The sequence below is a fragment of the Streptomyces sp. NPDC019224 genome (genome assembly GCF_040632605.1).
In the GTDB taxonomy this organism is placed as follows: Bacteria; Actinomycetota; Actinomycetes; order Streptomycetales; family Streptomycetaceae; genus Streptomyces.
Map to the genome: position 1 here is coordinate 1 of NZ_JBEYCF010000007.1, position 16,984 is coordinate 16,984.

The following is a 16,984-nucleotide window of genomic DNA, read 5'->3' on the forward strand; positions in this document are numbered from 1 at the left end:
GCGGCCCGGGGGCCCCCGGGGGGCCGCGCGGGCTTAAATGCGGCGCCCCGCCAACACCCGCCGGACAGGCCCGAGTCCTCGGCGCATGGTGCCGTTGAACCTCATGCGTACCTTCCTCCGTGGGGTCGCCCGGGTCACCGGGTGAACGTGTCGATCCCGGAGATCCGCCAGGTGCCGCCCTTGTGGACGGCGTCCACGCTGAACATGGCCGCGGCGTAGGTGGTCTCCTCGGACTTGCCGGTGCGGGTGTTGCGCTGGTCGGCGTAGATCAGCAGCCGGGCCCGGTCGCCGTCGAGCATCTCCACGCCGCTTTCAGTGACGGTGGTGGTGAGTACGAGCTTCTGCTTCGGCGCCTGCGTCCGGACCTCGGCGAGCATCTCCTCGTGCTGCTGGACCGCCTTGCCGGTCAAATACTTCGCCACCGCCGCGTCGGCCTTGGCGGGCGAGGCGTAGTCGTACGAGAAGACCGCGCCGACGGCCTCGGTGATCCGGCCCTTCACCTCACTGGTGCGGCTGATGTCGGTGAGCGCGGTGTTCTGCCGGCCGGGGTCGTCGCGCAGGCTCGCCGCCGAGGTGAACGCCCAGGCGGCGAAGGCGCCGAGGAGCACGGTGAGGACGCACAGGACGGCGGGCAGGCTCAGGCGTGGCCGGGACAGGCGCCGGGCGGGGGTCTTCTTCTTTTCCGGCTCGGCCTCCTCCTCGTTGGCGGGAACGGCGTCGTCCTCCGCCGTGTCCTCCGCAGGGTCCTTCGCCTCGTCCTCCGCGGCCTCGGCGGGCTTGTCCGGGCCAGGGCCGCGCCCGGTGCGGGGCCGGGGCGGGACGGCCGTCGTGGCGCGCTCGGCCGCGGCGACGGTGGCCAGGCGGCGCCGGCGGTTGACCAGGTGACGGGTCGTCGACATGTCCGGGGTCCTCTCGGTACGGGGGCGGGGGTCAGCCGGCGGTGTTGCCGACGGGCGCCTGGCCGAGGGCGCTGAGCTTCCACCCGTCGGGGGTGCGGGTGAGCTGACCGAGCATCCGGCTCTCCTTCACCGCGGGCTTGCCCTTCGGCGCGGTCACGGTCACCCGCAGCGCCACCATGACCCCGGCCTTCCCGGCCCGGTCGTCGAGCTCGGTGACCGCGCCGGCCAGCACCTTGGCGGTGCTGACGGTCCTCGCCTCCTGGATCTGCTTCACGAACCCGTCCCGTCCTTCGACGAGTTGCCTGTGCAGGTCCCCGGTGGTGGAGTCCTCCCAGCTGTCGAGCCCCTTGCCGAGCTGTGTGTGGTCGAGCGTGTTCATGTTCTGCACGGCCTGCTCCCCCGCCGCCAGCACCTCGTCGCGGGTATGGGCGTACGCGGCCGAGCCGTCGTGCGCCGCCCGGTACCGGGACACCCCGCCCCAGCCCGCGGCACCGGCCGCCGCGACCGTCAGCACCATCGCCGCCGCCACCAGCGGATTCCTCGTCATCGCTACCCGTGCCATCGCTGCCTCTCCCTGCCGGCGGTCCTGCCGTGCTGTGCTGTTCCTGCTCGGTGGTGCGGTGGTGCCTTCTCGTCGGGCTACCGGGAGGTGATCTCCACGATCGTCCAGTGCCCCTCGCGCAGTCGGGCCGTGACGGAGAGCTGCGCCGCCGCCCTGCTCGCGGCCTTGCCCTCGCGCTCGTAGACCTGGTCGAGGAAGACGAGCAGGTGGGCGCTGTCGGGCGTCAGCCGGGTCACCCCGGCGCGCACGACATGGGTGGTGAGGGTCAGCTTCTGGTCGGCGGACTGCTTCTCGACCTGGCCGAAGAGCGCCGCGTACTGCTGGAGCGCCTTGCCCGCGAGCAGTTTCCGAGCGGACTCCTTGGTGGCGGCGGTGCCTTCGGGACTGTACGAGAAGACCTTGCCGAGGGCGTTGGTGACCTCGCCGGCCACCTGGGCGGTCGCCGCGCTGTCGGTCAGCGCCCGGTTGGAGGTGGCGGGGGTGTCCCGCAGCTGCCGGCCCGCCGCGTACATCACGGCCCCGGCGGCGAGCAGCGCGACGACGAGGACTCCGGCGAGCACGCGTGGCCAACGGCGTTCGGGGCGGGTGCCGTTGTCGTCGGCTCGGCCGTTCTCCTCCGGCGGTTCGACGGCGAGTTCGTCGGCCGCCCCCGCGGTGTCCTCGTTGTCCTCGACGTCCGTGTTCACGCACCGCTCCCTATGCCGAGCGCCGTGAGCGCCTTGATCTTCCAGCCGCTCCCGGTCCGGGCGAGCGTGGCCTCGAAGCGTTTGCGTTCGGTGCCGGCCGTGCCGGTGCGCGGGGTGACCTCGACGTCGACGGTCGCGATCATCAGCGCGGTGCCGGTCCGGTCGTCCAGTTCGGTGAGCGCGGCGTCGGTGACCTTGCCGCGCGCGGTGGCGCCGGACTTCGCGAGGTCGGCGGCGTCCTTCTTGCGGGTCCGCTTCAGCTGGTCGTACAGCGGTCCGGTGGTGGACTCCAGCCAGCCGGCGAGGCCGGCGTCCACGCTCGTCGCGTCCTTGCCGTCCAGGGTGTTGAGCCTGGCCAGGGCCTGCCGGCCGTCCGCGAGGGCGGCGTCCCGGCTCTTGGCGTAGGCCAGGTCGTCGTCACCGCGCGCCTGGGCGTACGACCAGCCGCCGAGGGCGCAGACGAGCGCCGCGACCAGGAGGACGGCCCAGCCGCCGAGGGTTCGGGTACGGGGGTTCACTCGCCGTCCTCCTGTCCCAGGCCCAGCAGTCCGGCCATGTCCCGGACCGCCGGTGCCCCGTCGGACGCGGCGCCGAGCACTCCGGGCAGTCGCTCGTCCGTGGCGTCCCCGAGGTGCAGCGCGCCGGCCCGCGCCGGTTCGGGGAGCGGGCCGCCCGTCGGGGCGTTGGCGCTGCCCCGGACGTCGATGCCGCTGCCGGGCGAGGCGGCGCAGCGGGCCTTGGTGTTGAGGGCGGGGGCCGGTGAGAGATCGAGGCCGTTGCGGTAGGTCGTGCCCTCGTAGCCGGCGGTGCACGGCAGCGGCTCGAAGAAGGTGATCGACATGCCGAACCGGGCGCCGTCCTCGTCGACCGCGCTGGACCCGGCCGCCACGACGGCGGGGAGCTTCACGAGCAGTTCCTCCAGGCCGCGCTGGCGGGTGAGGGCGACGTCGGACGTGGTGAGGAGGTTGGCGACGACGACTCCGAAGCCGGGTTCGACGTCCCGCAGCAGCCCGCTGATCTGGTTCGTCGCGTCGGGGGCGGCGGCGATGAGCTTGCGCAGGTCGGTGTCGGAGCCCTTGAGCTGGGCGGCGAGCTCCTTGGCGCCGGAGGCGAACCCCTTGAGCGCTTCGCCCTGTTCGACCTGAGTGCGCAGGACGGTCTTGCCGTCCTCCATCAGTTTGGTGGTGACGGGCAGGGCGTCGTCGGCGGCGTCCACGAACTCGCTGCCGGTGTCCAGGAGGACCTGGAGGTCGTCGCCGCGCCCGCTGAACGCGGTGCCGAACTCGTCGACGACGGTGCGCAGGGACTCCAGGTCGACCGAGGAGGTGAGGTCGTTGACGCTGGTGAGGACGTTGGTCACGGGCGCCGGAACGGTGGTCTCGGCCTCGTCGATGACCGAGCCGTTCGCGAGGTAGGGGCCCTCGGTGCGGGTCGGCCTGAGGTCGACGTACTGCTCGCCGACCGCGGACAGGTTGGCCACGACCGCCTTGAGGTCGTCGGGGATGCGGGGGGCGGACTTGTCGATCCGCAGCTCGGCCTCCACTCCGTCGTCGGTGAGCTCGATGGGTCCGACCCGGCCCACCGAGACGCCCCGGTAGGTGACGTTGGAGTGGGTGAAGAGGCCTCCCGTGCGCGGGAGTTGCATCGTGACGGTGTAGTAGTCGCGCATGCCGACGTAATGGCCGAGGTCGGCGTAGCGCACGCCGAGGTAGCCGAGCACCAGCACGGAGATGATGAGGAAGGCGATGTTCTTGAGCCGGATGGCGAGGGTGATCATCGGTTGCTCCCCTTCGGGGCCGTGGGCCGGCTCGTCGTGGGCGCCGAGGTCGCGGGCAGGGGCAGCGGCAGCCCGGCACCGGCGACCGCCTTCGCCTGCGCGGGCGTCCCGGTCTCCGTGTCCGGGTCGTAGGCGGGAATGATCTGGGTGCCGGGTTCGGCCGTCAGGTCCAGGTACACGTTGAGGTAGTCGCCCTTCACGCCGCGCAGCACCTCGTCGGTGAACGGGTAGGTGAGGAGCACCTGGAGGGAGTCGGGCAGGTCGTTGCCGGAGTCGGCGAGGGCGCGCAGGGTGGGGGCGATGGCCTTGAGGTCGGCGATGGTGTCGGCCTTGCTCCGGTTGATGGTGGTGACGGCGACGTCGGAGAGGGTGTCCAGGGAACGCAGCATCGTCATGAGCGAGCCGCGCTGCTTCTCCAGGACCTTCATGCCGGGACTGAGCTCGGTGAGGACGGTGCCGACCTGCTGCTTGCGGCCGGCGAGGGTGCTGGAGAGCCGGTTGACGCCGTCGAGGGCGGCGGTGATGTCGCCGCGGTGGTCGTCCAGGTTGGTGACGAGCTTGTCGACCCGGCGGAGCATGGATGTGACCTGGGGTTGCTGCCCGCTGAGGGCCTTGTTCAGTTCGGTGGTGATGGTCTTGAGCTGCTGGACGCCGCCGCCGTTGAGGAGCATGGACAGGGCGCCGAAGACCTCTTCGACCTCGGGGTTGCGGTTGGTGCGGGTGAGCGGGATGCGGTCGCCGTCGGCGAGGGTGCCCTGCTCCTTGCCCTTGGCGGGCGGCGAGAGCTGGATGTACTTCTCGCCGAGGAGGCTGGACTGCTCCAGGTGGGCGTAGGCGTTGGCCGGGAGGCCGATCTTCCCGTTGACCTTCATGGTGACCCGGGCCCGCCAGCCGTCGGGGGCGAGGGAGATCTTGGTGACCCGGCCGACGGCGACGTCGTTGACCTTGACCGAGGACTGCGGGGAGAGGCTGAGCACGTCCCCGAAGTCCGCGGTGATCTCGTACGGGTGGTCGCCGAGGTCCGCCCCGCCGGGCAGCGGCAGGTCCTCGATGCCGGAGAAGTGCGGGGCTCCGCATCCGGTGACGAGGAGGGTGCAGCACAGGCCGAGCGCGACGAGCGCCGGTCCGCCCGTGGCGCCGAGGGCCGCGGGTCTGCGCGGTCTCCGGTTCATCGGCCGGCCCCCTTCGTGTCCTTGGCCTGGGCGTCCTCGGCGTCCTCGGCGTCCTTCGGGGTGCCGTAGACCGTGCCCACGGCCGGGAGCGGCAGCGTGGGCAGCGCCCTCTGCCGTTCGGCGTCCACCGGGGAGAGCCCCTGGAGGGCGAGGGTGGATTCGAGGAGCGGGCCGCCCATGCTGAGCTCGTTGAGGTTGGTCCGGCCGTTGAGGGTGCGGTGCTCGGGGTCGTACGCGTTCAGGACGTTGCCCGCCGAGAGCGGCAGGACGTCCATCGACTCGGCCAGGGAGGCGCGCTGGTCGACGAGGGCCTGGGTGATCGGCACGAGGGCGTCCACGTTCTTCTTGAGCTCGCCCCGGTTGTCCTTGATGAAGGTCTTCACGTGGCCGAGGGCGGTGCCGAGTTCCTTGAGGGCGGCGCCGAGGTTCTTCTTGTCGTCGGCGAGGAAGCCGGTGACGGTGTTCAGCTGCTCCTCGGCGGCGCGGACGTCGCCGTCGTTGTCCTTCAGCATGGTGGTGAAGGTCTGGAGGTAGGACAGCGTGTCGAAGAGGTTGCCGCTCGACTTGTCCAGGGTCTTGGTCGCCTTGCCGAACTGCTCGATGGAGTCGCCGATGTCCTTGCCGTTGCCCTTGAGGTTCTTGGCGCCGGTGTCCAGGAGCCCGGCGAAGGCCCCTTGGGCGTTGGCCCCGTCGGGGCCGAGCGCGGTGGACAGTTCGGTGATGGACGCGTAGAGCTGGTCGACCTCCACGGGGACGGCGTTGTGGGCGGCGGGCAGCCGGGCGCCGTCCTTCATGGCCGCTCCCCCGGTGTAGGCGGGGGCGAGCTGGACGTACCGGTCGGCGACCAGGCTGGGCGCGACGACGACGGCGTGCGCGTCCTTCGGAACCTGGATGCCCTTGTCGATGTGCAGGACGACCTCGACGTCCTTGCCGCGCGGTTCGACGGATTCGACGCGGCCGACGCGTACGCCGAGTATGCGCAGGTCCGACCCGGCGTAGACGCCGGTGACCCGGTCGAAGTAGGCGGTGACGGTGGTGCCTTCCTCCTCCTCCAGGGCCATCACTCCGGAGGTGGCGGCGACGGCCACGACGGCGAGGCCGGCGCCGATGCCGATGACGCGGGTGAGTCTCATCTCAGTGCCCGCCTTCCTGCTTCGGAGGCATGCAGCCGGTCGCCGGGGGTGTGTTGGCGGGCAGGTAGTTCTTCGGGACGACCCCGCACACGTAGTTGTCGAACCAGCGGCCGTTGCCGAGGGTGTTGCCGACGAGCCGGTTGTAGGAGCCGGCGAGCGCCAGCACCTGGTCGAGGCTCTTGCGGTTCTTCTTCAGCACCGCGGTGACCCGGCCGAGCGCCTTGAGGGTGGGCTTCAGCTGCTTGTTGTTGTCGGAGACGAGACCGGTGAGCTGGGTGCCCAGGTCGCGGGTGCCGGTGAGCAGCAGGTGGATGGAGTCGCGGCGGGTCTGGATCTCGCCGAGGAGCAGGTTGCCGTCCTCCAGGAGGGTTTCGAAGCCGCTCTTCTTGTTGGCGAGGGTCTTGGTGAGCTGTTTGCTGCCCTTGAGCAGGGTGGCCAGCTGGGCGTCGCGTTCGGAGACGGTCCTCGACAGCGCGGAGAGCCCCTTGGCTGCGCTCTTCACGTCGGGCGGGGAGTCCTTGAAGGTGGCGGAGATCGTCTCGAAGCTCTTGGCCAGCTGCTCGGTGTCGATCTCACCGATGGTCTCGCCCAGTCCGTTGAACGCCTGGGTGACGTCGTACGGGGAGGTGGTGCGGGAGGCGGTGATGCGCTCGTCCGGGTTCTGCGGGGCGTCGCCGAGCGGGTCGACGGCGAGGTACTTCTCGCCGAGGAGCGTCTTGATGGCGATGCCGACGGTGCTGGCGTTGCCGATCCAGGCGTCCTTGACCCTGAAGGTGACCTTGACCTTGGCGCCGTCCAGGGAGACGCCGGTGACCTTGCCGACCTTCACGCCGGCGATGCGGACCTCGTCGCCCTCGCCGAGTCCGGCGGACTCGGTGAAGTCGGCGCTGTAGGTGGTGCCGCCGCCGATGAAGGGGAGCGAGTCGGCCCGGTAGGCGCCGAATCCGATGAGGGCGAGCAGGAGCAGTCCCACGATGCCGACGGCGACGGGGTTGCGGTGGCGTATCGGCTTGATCATGACAGGCACCTCGGCTGGGTGATCTCGATGCCGGTCGGCGGGGTGCTGCCGTCGCTGGTCGTCACGCCGCTGACCCTGGCCTCGCAGAGGTAGAGGTTGAGCCAGGAGCCGTACGAGGTGAGACGGCCGATGGCCTCCATCTTGGCCGGGGTCTTCTGCAGGAAGTTCTCGATCTTCGGCGTGTTGTCGGCCAGGTTTCCGGAGAGCCGGCCGAGCTGCTTGATGTCGTCCTTGAGGGGTTTGCGCCCGTCCTCGAAGAGGTCCGCGGTGACCGTGGTGAGGGCGCCCATCGCGGTGACGGCCTCGCCGAGGGGTTTGCGGTCGCCCGCGAAGCCGGTGACCAGGGCCTGGAGGGTGTCCACGAGGTCGTCGAAGCCGGCTTCCCGGTCGTTGACGGTCTTCAGGACCGTGTTGAGGTTCTTGATCACCTCGCCGATCACCTGGTCCTTGGCGGCGACCGTGCCGGTCAGCGAGCCGACGTGCTGGAGGATGGAGTCGACGGTGCCGCCCTCGCCCTGGAGCACCTGGACGAGGGAGCCGGCCAGCTCGTTGACGTCGGGCGGCGAGAGCCCTTCGAAGAGGGGCTGGAAGCCGTTGAAGAGCTGGGTGAGGTCGAGCGCCGGGGTGGTGCGGGACAGCGGGATCGTGGCGCCCGGGGCGAAGCTCTCCCCGACGGGCCCCGCCCCCTGATCGAGGTCGATGTAGCGCTGGCCGACCATGTTGAGGTATTTGATCGACGCGGTCACGGAGGCCGGGAGCCTCTTGCTCTTGCGGACGCTGAAGGCGACCTCGGCGACCCGGCGGTCGGCGACCTTGATCGACTCGACCTGGCCGACCTTGACTCCGGCGACGCGGACGCTGTCCCCGACGATGAGGCCGGTGGCGTCGGTGAACCGGGCCTTGTACGAACGGGTCTCGCCCACACCGGTGTTGGCGATGGACAGGGCCAGGACCGTGGTGGCCAGGCTCGTCACCACGATGAAGACAATCAATTTCGCGAGCGGGCCCGCGAGGGAACGGCGCTTCACTTGAGCTTCACCTCCACACCGCGGAAGGCCGGGCCGATGAGCACGCTGCTCCACTCGGGCAGGGCCTGCGGCCGGACTTTCAGTGAGGGAGCGACCAGTTCGTTGACGAGCCGGCTCTCCTGCGGGGAGTTGGGCATGCCCAGCGACGGGTTCGCCGCCGGGACCTCCACCGGGGTGGCCGTCTCCGGGTCCGTCCGGGCGGTGCCGGCGGCGGCGCGGGCGTCGGCGGTCGGCACGGTCTGGCCGACGTACGGGATGGAGTAGCAGTGCGGTCCGCCGGTGGCGTTGTAGACGGGGGTGTCCTCGCCGGCGACGTACTTTCCCTTGGACGGCACGGTCTTGAGGGTGACGTGCAGCCCGGGCCGGTCGGTGCCCTTGCCGAGCGCCTTGTCCATGGCCGGGATGAAGGTGGCGACGGTGCGCAGGGTGCAGGGGAACTCCGAGGAGTACGTCGCCAGGGTCTCCAGGGTGGGCCTGCCGCTCGCGGCGAGCCGGATGAGGTTGTCCTTGTTCCGCTGGAGGAAGGCGGTGACGTCGCGGGCGGACGCGGTGGTGGAGCCGTACACGTTCGCGAGGTCCGCCTGCTGTTCGGCGAGGGTGCCGCTCGTGGTGGTGAAGTCGGTGAGCGCGTCCAGGACGTCGGGGGCGGCGTCCGCGTAGAGCCGGCTCACCTTGACGAGTTCCTTGATGTCCTCGTTGAGCGTGGGGAGTTGCGGGTTGAACCTCTTCAGGTGGGCGTCGAGCTTCACGAGGGTGTCGCCCAGCTTCTCGCCTCGGCCCTGGAGTGCGGTGGAGACCGCGTTGAGGGTGGCGGACAGCTTCTCCGGCTTCACGGCGGTGAGCAGCGGCAGGACGTTGTCGAGGACCTGTTCCAGCTCGATGGCGTTGCTGGAGCGGTCCTGCGGGATGACGTCCCCGGCGCCGAGCGTCCTGGTGGAGGGCACGGGGGGCGGTACGAGGGCGACGAACCGTTCCCCGAAGAGGGTGGTGGGCAGCATCTGGGCGGTGACGTCGGCGGGGATGCGGTCCAGCTCGTCCGGCTCGATCGCGAGGGTGAGCCGGGCCCCGTCACCGTCGGCCGAGATGTTCCGGACCTGGCCGACGACGACGCCGCGCAGCTTCACGTCGGCGTTCTCGTGCATCTCGTTGCCGACGCTCGACGTGCGTACGGTGACGGTCGCGTCGTCGGTGAAGTCCTTCTCGTACACCGAGACCGAGACCCAGATGAGGACGGCGGGCACCAGGAAGAGGGCGACGCCGGCGGTTCTGCGGGTGGTGGTCCGGAGGGCGCGGGATGTCATCAGCCGGCCACCTTCACCGTCGTCGTGGCCCCCCAGATGGCGAGCGAGAGGAAGAAGTCGGTGACGCTGATCAGCACGATCGCGTTCCGCACGGACCGGCCGACGGCCACACCGACCCCGGCGGGGCCGCCGGTGGCGTGGAAGCCGTAGTAGCAGTGGGCGAGGATCACCATCACGCTGAAGATCAGCACCTTGAGCACCGACAGGAGTACGTCCGTCGGGGACAGGAAGAGGTTGAAGTAGTGGTCGTACGTGCCCGCCGACTGGCCGTTGAACAGGACGGTGACGTAGCGGGAGGCGACGTACGAGGAGAGCAACCCGATCGCGTACAGCGGGATGATCGCGACGACGCCGGCGATGATGCGCGTGGTGACGAGGTAGGGCATGGAGCGCACGCCCATGGATTCGAGGCCGTCGACCTCCTCGTTGATGCGCATGGCGCCGAGCTGCGCGGTGAAACCGGCGCCGACGGTCGCGGAGAGGGCGAGGCCGGCGACGAGCGGGGCGATCTCGCGGGTGTTGAAGTACGCGGAGATGAAGCCGGTGAAGGCGGCGGTGCCGATCTGGTTGAGGGCCGCGTAGCCCTGGAGTCCGACGACCGTGCCGGTGGCCAGGGTCATCGCGATCATGACGCCGATGGTGCCGCCGACGACCCCGAGGCCGCCGCTGCCGAAGGCGACCTCGGCCAGGAGGCGCTGGACCTCCTTGAGGTAGCGGCGCAGGGTGCGCGGAATCCAGATCAGTGCCCGTACGTAGAAGGTGAGTTGGTCACCGGATCTGTCGAGCCAGCCGAGCATGGACATGGGTCAGCTCCCCTTCGCGGGGACGATCTGCAGGTAGATCGCCGTGAGGACCATGTTCACGAAGAACAGCAGCATGAAGGTGATGACGACGGACTGGTTGACCGCGTCGCCCACCCCCTTCGGGCCGCCGCGCGGGTTGAGGCCGCGGTAGGCGGCGACGATCCCGGCGATGAAGCCGAAGATCAGCGCCTTGATCTCACTGACGTAGAGGTCGGGCAGCTGGGCGAGGGCGGAGAAGCTGGAGAGGTACGCGCCCGGGGTGCCGTGCTGCAGGATCACGTTGAAGAAGTAGCCGCCGAGGGTGCCGACGACCGAGACGAGGCCGTTGAGCAGGACGGCGACGAGCATCGTGGCCAGTACGCGCGGGACGACGAGGCGCTGCACGGGCGAGACGCCCATGACCTCCATGGCGTCCAGCTCCTCGCGGATCTTGCGGGAACCGAGGTCGGCACAGATCGCGGAGCCGGCGGCCCCGGAGACCAGCAGGGCCACGATGATCGGGCTGGCCTGCTGGATGACGGCGAGGACGCTGGCGCCGCCGGTGAAGGACTGGGCGCCGAGCTGCTGGGTGAGCGAGCCGACCTGGAGGGCGATGACCGCGCCGAACGGGATGGAGACGAGGGCGGCGGGCAGGATGGTGACGCTGGCGACGAACCAGAACTGCTCGATGAACTCCCGCACCTGGAACGGCCGGCGGAAGGTCTCCCGGGCCACGGTCCCGGCGAGCGCGAACAGCCGCCCGGTCTCGCGGAGCGGGGCGGCGAGCTTGCTGGGGCGCGGGGCCGCGGGCGCCTTCGCGGGGTCCGGGGCGCGGTCCATCGGCTCCGGTTCGCCGGGGGACCGTACGGGCATGGGGGCGGTCACCGGCGTCCACCGCCCACGGCCGGGCTGTAGCTGTTGAGGATGGCGGTACGGGCCGCCTCCGGCAGTTCGCCGAGCATCGACATGACGCGTTCCCGGCGGCGCAGGGCGCCCTGGCGCACCGGCAGGCCCGGTGAGGGCTCCAGCTGGGGGACGACGGTGCGCGGGGCGTTGGCCGAGCTGATGCCCTGGCTGTAGCCGTGTCGTTCCTCGGCGGCGAGGGTGGCGGCGTCCTTCTCCTCGGACATGCCGATGGGCCCCTCGCAGCGTCCGGCGAGGAACTGGTTGACGACGGGCAGGTCGCTGGTGAGCAGCACTTCGCGCGGCCCGAAGGTGACGAGGTTGCGGCAGAACAGCATCCCCATGTTGTCCGGCACGGTGGACGCGATGTCGAGGTTGTGGGTGACGATGAGCATCGTCGCGTCGATCTGCGCGTTGAGGTCGACGAGGAGCTGGGAGATGTACGCGGTGCGGACCGGGTCGAGGCCGGAGTCCGGTTCGTCGCAGAGGATGATCTGGGGGTCCAGGACGAGGGCGCGGGCGAGGCCGGCGCGCTTGCGCATGCCGCCGGAAATCTCGCCGGGGAGCTTGTTCTCGGCGCCGAGGAGGCCGACGACGTCGATGCGCTCCATGACGATGCGGCGGATCTCGGATTCTTTCTTACGGGTGTGCTCCCGGAGCGGGAACGCGATGTTGTCGAAAAGTGACATCGACCCGAAAAGGGCGCCGTCCTGGAACATGAGGCCGAAGAGTTTGCGCGTCTCCATGATGTCCCGCTCGGAGCCGTTGACCATGTCGACGCCGTTGACGAGAACGCGCCCGCGTTCGGGTTTGAGGAGGCCGATGATGGATTTGAGGAACACCGTCTTTCCCGTCCCGGACGGGCCGAGCATGACACTGACCTCGCCGGCGGGAAGCGTGAGCGACACATCCTGCCAGATGTTCTGCTTGCCGAAAGACTTGGTGAGCCCTTCGACCACTACTTCGATTCCCATCCCACCTCCTGCATGCGCTCACGAAGTGACAGAAGTGCGCCGAGGGGCGCACGTTAAGTTCACCGACACCGCCAGGACAAGCCCTTGAACAGCCCATTCGCAAAGATCCGGCCCGTTTGTCATCGGATGACAAATTCCGGTTCCGATCTTGTGAAGTACTGCGCACTGTCGTCCGTCGGTGCAGGCCGGAACCCCGCGGCCCAGGGGGCCGGATGTGCGTCCGGGCCCCCTGCCGACGGGTGAGCGATCTCCGGACGCGCCGGAGGAGTTGCTGACGGAGGTGACGCTACGGGTGGGTAACCTGGGCCGCAATACCAGGTCATCAAGTTTTCGCGCGAGGGCGCGAAGGGGTTGATTCCTTCTCATCGATTGAGCAGGGCGGCCGGAAAAACTGTCTCCGGGTGACAAGTTCCGGGGCCGGCCGCCGGGGCCCGTACGCCGCACAACGCATCGAGAAGCGCTCGGGACCGGCTCGAATGCACAAGCGGCAGGCCAGATTCCGCATATCCGGCCGGGCGGAGTCACCGCGGGGACCGCGAGGGTCTGCGCAGGAAGTGACAAGAAGGCCGGATCCCGTACTCATCCCTGACGGAGATACACGCCCCGTCCATAGAATCTCATACGGCGCCATTGTGTCCCGGTGTTTCCCGCCAGTAACCTCACGGCTCGGTGAATGGGATTTCGTGCCGGCCCCGTCCGACGCCGTCCCGGCACCCGCATTCCGCATTCCGCGCTCAATTCGCTGCGCACATCGGAAACAAGGGGAAGACATGAGAACCTCGAACCGGGTACGTGTGGGGCTGCTGGCCTCCTTCACCGCGCTCGCCGCCGTCGCGTCGACGGGCTCGGCCACGGCCGCCACGACGACGCTGAACGGAAGCTGGGCGCCGTTCAGCCGCTGCCCGGTCGACGACCCGGCCATGCTGGCGGCCGACGGGGCGACGGACACCGCGATCTGTGTGTCGTCCCACTCGGCGAGCGGCTCGATCAAGCTCGGGAACACCGAGGTGCCGGTCGGCGCGAGCGACCTCCAGGTCGGCGTGGTCACCCACGCGGGCGGCACGTCCACCGTGGTCTCCCCGGCGGGCGGCGCGCTCATCGCCGACTCCGCGAAGGTGCCGGGCGGCCTGCTCGGGCTGATGTGCCCGAACGACGTGCCCGTCGTCACCGGCATCTGCAGCACGCTCACCGACGTCAACCTGAACCGGGTGACGGCGACCATCGAGTCGGTCAACACCCCGACCGGCTTCCAGCTCGTGGCGGGTACGACCACCGGCAAGCCGATCCTCACCCTCCCGGTGCGGATCCACCTGGAGAACCCGCTCCTCGGCGACAAGTGCTACATCGGCTCCTCCTCGAACCCGATCCTGCTCAAGCCGCAGAACCTCACCCAGCCTGCCGTCTCCAGCGAGAAGTTCGCCGGCGACGGCACTCCGGACACGGCCGGCCAGATGAACCGGCTCAACCTCCTGGGCGCCACCCAGACCGACACGACGTTCGCGGTCCCCGGCACCAACGGCTGCGGTCTGCTCGGCTCGCTGAACTGGGCCGTCAACCTGAAGACGGGCCTGCCGTCGGCCTCCGGCAACAACAACGTCACGCTGAACGGCGCGCAGACGTACGTGGCGACGATGAACAAGCCGCGCGACCAGGCGCCCAACGCGGGCAAGCTGCTGGCGCAGTACTGGCACTCGGCGGTGCGGTAGCCGCTTCCGCGCCGTGAAAAGCCCGATGGGGCCGCCTCCTTGAGGAGGCGGCCCCATCGTGTGCCGGGCGGATTACGTGGACGGCTTCGTTCCGGGCAATTCCGGCAGCGGGGGCGGGCAGTAGGACCTGGTGGGGCTGGCGGGATTGCAGGTCGAAGCCTGATTCATGAAGATCCGGTTCCCGGGCCCCGAGAGGGAGGCGGTGAAGAGCGGGTTCAGGTCCTCGCCTCCCGTACCGCAGCCGGTGAAGGGCGGGATGTCGACCTCACCCTCCAGGACACCCCCGATAGCCACGTTCTTGTACGCATCGCCCCCATTCAGGACCACCTTGAACGGCTTCGTGGTCCTGCAGTTGCCTCCCACGTCCAGCGGCGTGCCGTTCACCTTCACGTCGTGGAGGCGCAGCGACTGCTGGAAGTAGACCGTGGAGAACGTGAGCTTTTCAGTGCCGGAACCGATGTTTCCTATGGAGATGGTGATTGGCCCGTTCTCGAACGATACTTTCGCCGTCACCGGCTGAAACCCGAAGGTCAGGAAGGTTGATTCGGCATCCGGGAGGTCCAGGTTTGCGAGCGAGTCAAAGCGGGTGTAGACGCCACCCTTTTCCCTCACCGTTCGGACAGTCGAGCGCTTCGTCGACATGACACTGATGAGCGCCGGGTCAGCTGGATCGTTGATAATCATGGCCCCGTTCAACTTCTGCACGTTGGCCAGCCCCAGCGCGTAAGCACACATGTATACACCAGGGAGTTCAATGACCCTGACGGGATCACCCGGCGGCGGCGGCGGTGCCTCGCTCGGGTCCAATTCCCCCGTCGGCGGACCGACGGGACAGAAGTCAGGGTCTTCTTCCTCAGCGACCGGCGGTTCCACCGTGATGTCCTTGCCTTCCGCTCCGGCGGTACCGCCCGCCGGAGCAGTGGGCGCCCCGGGTGTCCCGGTCGGCTCGTTGCCGCCGGCTTCGGTCACGTGCGTGGTCGCGAGATGTCCGCTCTCGCCCTCCTTCAATCGGCACGTCACCGTGGTCAGAGCCGGTGCGCTCTGTTCGGGCGCCGCCGTGGCCGACCGCAGCTCGACGGTGAACTCTCCCACCGAGAAGTCGACCTCGCCCGCGGACCCGAAGGTCACGTAGGGGACCTCACCGGAGTGGACGAGCGTCACGTCCCCGTCAGCCGGGAGGAGTGTGCTCGGCGCGTTGAGCTCCCATGAAGCCTCGGCCGACTCTCCGTCCTGGGCGACCTTCACCTTGAGCGCGGCTCGGCTCACGACGGTCTCGGCCCCCTCCGGCAACAGTCCGGCGAGATCGGCGCGCGAGAGCGTAAGGGCGAACGACACGGGCCCCGGCTGTACGGGCCGGTCGACCTCACCCGAGTCCGGGACGTCCACCGACAGGGCCACAGTGGCCGGCACGGCCGCCCCGGCGCCGCCCTCGGTGCCACAGCTGGTCGTCAGGCCGAGAGGCCCGGGACTCTCGTCTGCCGCCGAGCCTCCGCCGGACAACAGCCCGGCGAGCAGGGCCAGTCCGGCGACGGAGGCGACCTTCACGGAACGCCCCGAGCGGGTCACAGGTATCTGGGTGTGCATATGGGCCTGTCCTCCACCGGATGTGACGGCGCCCAACCCGGGCGCCGAAATCAAGACGGCCGGGTCGACCCGGGGAATCCCGGCAGCAGGCCCGCGCCTGTGTTTCAGTCCTACGGCGTGCTGATCACCGGTGATGTGCCGGCCGGCGTCGAGACCAAGTGGTACGAGGCGTCGAGAGAAACGACATCGGCCCAGTCTGCGTTCGATGCGTTGTGCCCGACCACATTGATCTTCCACGGCGTCGCAGTCATTTCCAGGGTGGAGACGATTCCGCCGATCGAGCAATTTTCGAAACCTATGGCATCGATGGTCCCGATTTCAGTTCCGGTCGCGCCGTCCGTGCTGCTGAAGTGTCCATCAGTCACGTCGGAGGAGTCGCACTGATAATCGGCGTACGGCGTCAACAGAAAAGGGTAGGCGGCGTGGGCGGCGTACGCCCCCGCCGGCGTCACCGTCCACGAGGTCGCGGCGCCTGCCGAAGTGGGCGAGATCATCGAGCCCAGCGCGACGACGGCGGCCGCTGCCACAGCGGATCTGCACACACTACGTTTCACGCACTCACACCCTTATGAACCGGGGCCGCACGCACGACGCCCAAAACGAGGAGGCCGGGCCGGGCGCAAGGAAGTCCTGCGCCGGCCCGTCCCCGTGTACTCCAGCGGCCTTACGGTGTGGTGATCACCGGCGACGTGCCGGTCGAGGTGACCTTGACGTGGTACGAGGCGTTGAAGGACGCCACGTCGTCGTCGTTGATCAGGCCGAGGCAGTCGGCATTCGACGCGACGAGGTCGGTGCCCGACCCGTCGATGACCAGGTCACCGGTGCTGTTGTCGAAGTAGCCGTACACCTTGCCGGTGAAGTCGGCCGAGCAGCTGAAGCCCTCGATGTGGGCCGAGATGCCGGTCACGTTGCCCTTGACCCGGTTGGAGTTCGCGGGGTCCACACCGGTGACGTTGATCGTCCACGGCGTCGCGGTCATCGTGACGTCGAAGTCGAGACCGCCGACCGTGCAGTCGGTGAAGCCGATGGCTCCGATGGTGGCCATGTTGGCCCCGGTGGCGCTGCTCGCGTTGACGGTGCCCGTACTCACGTCGGAGGAGTCACACTCCAGGTTCGCGAACGGGACGTTCAGCGTGGGGCCGTCCGCGTGGGCGGTGTACGCCCCGGACGGGGTCGCCGACCATGAGGACGTGGTGCCGGCGGAAGCCGAGGTGACCGCCATCCCGAGGGCGGCGGCGCCGGCGGTGACGATGATGGCGGCTCTACGTGCAAGGGTGTTCACGGAATCCGGTTCCCTTCGAGGGTGTGTGACCTACACCGGGGGCCACTTCCGGCCGGGTGAGCGGCGCTCCCGGAGCGGGGGTCACGAGACAGGAATGCGACAGTCCGGCCTGACGGACTGCTCGACCTCTTGCGTTCGGCGATGACGCTACGGGCGAGTAATGTCGCTCCGCAACAC

Annotated in this window: 17 protein-coding genes; 1 reads left to right on the forward strand and 16 read right to left on the reverse strand. The window is 69.3% G+C overall.

Going from position 1 to position 16,984, the window contains the following annotated elements:
- Positions 1-134 precede the first annotated feature (134 nt).
- From ABZ564_RS06455 to ABZ564_RS06515, 13 genes are all read right to left on the reverse strand, one after another.
- Positions 135-899 carry a hypothetical protein gene (locus tag ABZ564_RS06455; protein WP_360850402.1) on the reverse strand — a complete coding sequence of 255 codons (765 nt, stop codon included), beginning with the start codon at positions 897-899 and terminating at the stop codon, positions 135-137.
- A 31-nt stretch (positions 900-930) separates the two neighbouring features.
- Positions 931-1,428 (reverse strand): nuclear transport factor 2 family protein, encoded by a 498-nt coding sequence (locus ABZ564_RS06460; RefSeq protein ID WP_360850861.1) that lies wholly within the window; start codon positions 1,426-1,428, stop codon positions 931-933.
- Positions 1,429-1,538: 110 nt separating this feature from the next.
- On the reverse strand, positions 1,539-2,147 hold the full coding sequence (locus ABZ564_RS06465; RefSeq protein ID WP_360850405.1) for a hypothetical protein: 609 nt from the start codon (positions 2,145-2,147) through the stop codon (positions 1,539-1,541).
- The gene (locus tag ABZ564_RS06470; protein WP_360850408.1) at positions 2,144-2,665 is read right to left on the reverse strand and encodes a hypothetical protein; all 522 of its coding nucleotides are present in this window, start codon (positions 2,663-2,665) and stop codon (positions 2,144-2,146) included. The genes ABZ564_RS06465 and ABZ564_RS06470 overlap by 4 nt, the downstream gene beginning before the upstream one ends.
- Positions 2,662-3,924: an MlaD family protein gene (locus ABZ564_RS06475; protein WP_360850411.1), complete on the reverse strand. Its 1,263-nt coding sequence runs from the start codon at positions 3,922-3,924 to the stop codon at positions 2,662-2,664. The genes ABZ564_RS06470 and ABZ564_RS06475 overlap by 4 nt, the downstream gene beginning before the upstream one ends.
- Complete coding sequence (locus tag ABZ564_RS06480; protein WP_360850415.1) at positions 3,921-5,096, reverse strand: MCE family protein; 1,176 nt, start codon at positions 5,094-5,096, stop codon at positions 3,921-3,923. Before ABZ564_RS06480 ends, ABZ564_RS06475 begins: the two co-directional genes overlap by 4 nt.
- Positions 5,093-6,229: an MCE family protein gene (locus tag ABZ564_RS06485; protein WP_360850418.1), complete on the reverse strand. Its 1,137-nt coding sequence runs from the start codon at positions 6,227-6,229 to the stop codon at positions 5,093-5,095. Before ABZ564_RS06485 ends, ABZ564_RS06480 begins: the two co-directional genes overlap by 4 nt.
- A 1-nt stretch (position 6,230) precedes the next feature.
- Entirely contained in the window at positions 6,231-7,247 is a 1,017-nt protein-coding gene (locus tag ABZ564_RS06490; RefSeq protein WP_360850421.1) for an MCE family protein, read from the reverse strand.
- On the reverse strand, positions 7,244-8,275 hold the full coding sequence (locus ABZ564_RS06495) for an MCE family protein (RefSeq protein WP_360850425.1): 1,032 nt from the start codon (positions 8,273-8,275) through the stop codon (positions 7,244-7,246). Before ABZ564_RS06495 ends, ABZ564_RS06490 begins: the two co-directional genes overlap by 4 nt.
- The gene (locus ABZ564_RS06500) at positions 8,272-9,576 is read right to left on the reverse strand and encodes an MCE family protein (protein WP_360850428.1); all 1,305 of its coding nucleotides are present in this window, start codon (positions 9,574-9,576) and stop codon (positions 8,272-8,274) included. The genes ABZ564_RS06495 and ABZ564_RS06500 overlap by 4 nt, the downstream gene beginning before the upstream one ends.
- A complete protein-coding gene (locus ABZ564_RS06505) occupies positions 9,576-10,379 on the reverse strand; it encodes an ABC transporter permease (protein WP_360850431.1) in 804 nt (267 codons plus the stop codon). Before ABZ564_RS06505 ends, ABZ564_RS06500 begins: the two co-directional genes overlap by 1 nt.
- A gap of 3 nt (positions 10,380-10,382) precedes the next feature.
- Entirely contained in the window at positions 10,383-11,243 is an 861-nt protein-coding gene (locus tag ABZ564_RS06510; RefSeq protein WP_360850434.1) for an ABC transporter permease, read from the reverse strand.
- Positions 11,240-12,235, reverse strand: a complete 996-nt coding sequence (locus ABZ564_RS06515) for an ATP-binding cassette domain-containing protein (RefSeq protein WP_360850437.1) — start codon at positions 12,233-12,235, stop codon at positions 11,240-11,242. Before ABZ564_RS06515 ends, ABZ564_RS06510 begins: the two co-directional genes overlap by 4 nt.
- Positions 12,236-13,005: 770 nt before the next feature.
- Between ABZ564_RS06515 and ABZ564_RS06520 the strand changes: the two genes are divergently transcribed.
- The gene (locus ABZ564_RS06520; protein ID WP_360850440.1) at positions 13,006-13,941 is read left to right on the forward strand and encodes a hypothetical protein; all 936 of its coding nucleotides are present in this window, start codon (positions 13,006-13,008) and stop codon (positions 13,939-13,941) included.
- 72 nt (positions 13,942-14,013) lie between these two features.
- Here the strand turns inward: ABZ564_RS06520 and ABZ564_RS06525 are convergent, their stop codons facing one another.
- The 3 genes from ABZ564_RS06525 to ABZ564_RS06535 all read right to left on the reverse strand — a co-directional run bounded on the left by ABZ564_RS06525 (position 14,014) and on the right by ABZ564_RS06535 (position 16,807).
- Complete coding sequence (locus ABZ564_RS06525; RefSeq protein WP_360850442.1) at positions 14,014-15,525, reverse strand: DUF6801 domain-containing protein; 1,512 nt, start codon at positions 15,523-15,525, stop codon at positions 14,014-14,016.
- Positions 15,526-15,635: 110 nt separating this feature from the next.
- On the reverse strand, positions 15,636-16,052 hold the full coding sequence (locus ABZ564_RS06530; RefSeq protein WP_360850445.1) for a hypothetical protein: 417 nt from the start codon (positions 16,050-16,052) through the stop codon (positions 15,636-15,638).
- A 137-nt stretch (positions 16,053-16,189) separates the two neighbouring features.
- The gene (locus ABZ564_RS06535; RefSeq protein ID WP_360850448.1) at positions 16,190-16,807 is read right to left on the reverse strand and encodes a hypothetical protein; all 618 of its coding nucleotides are present in this window, start codon (positions 16,805-16,807) and stop codon (positions 16,190-16,192) included.
- Positions 16,808-16,984: the final 177 nt, after the last annotated feature.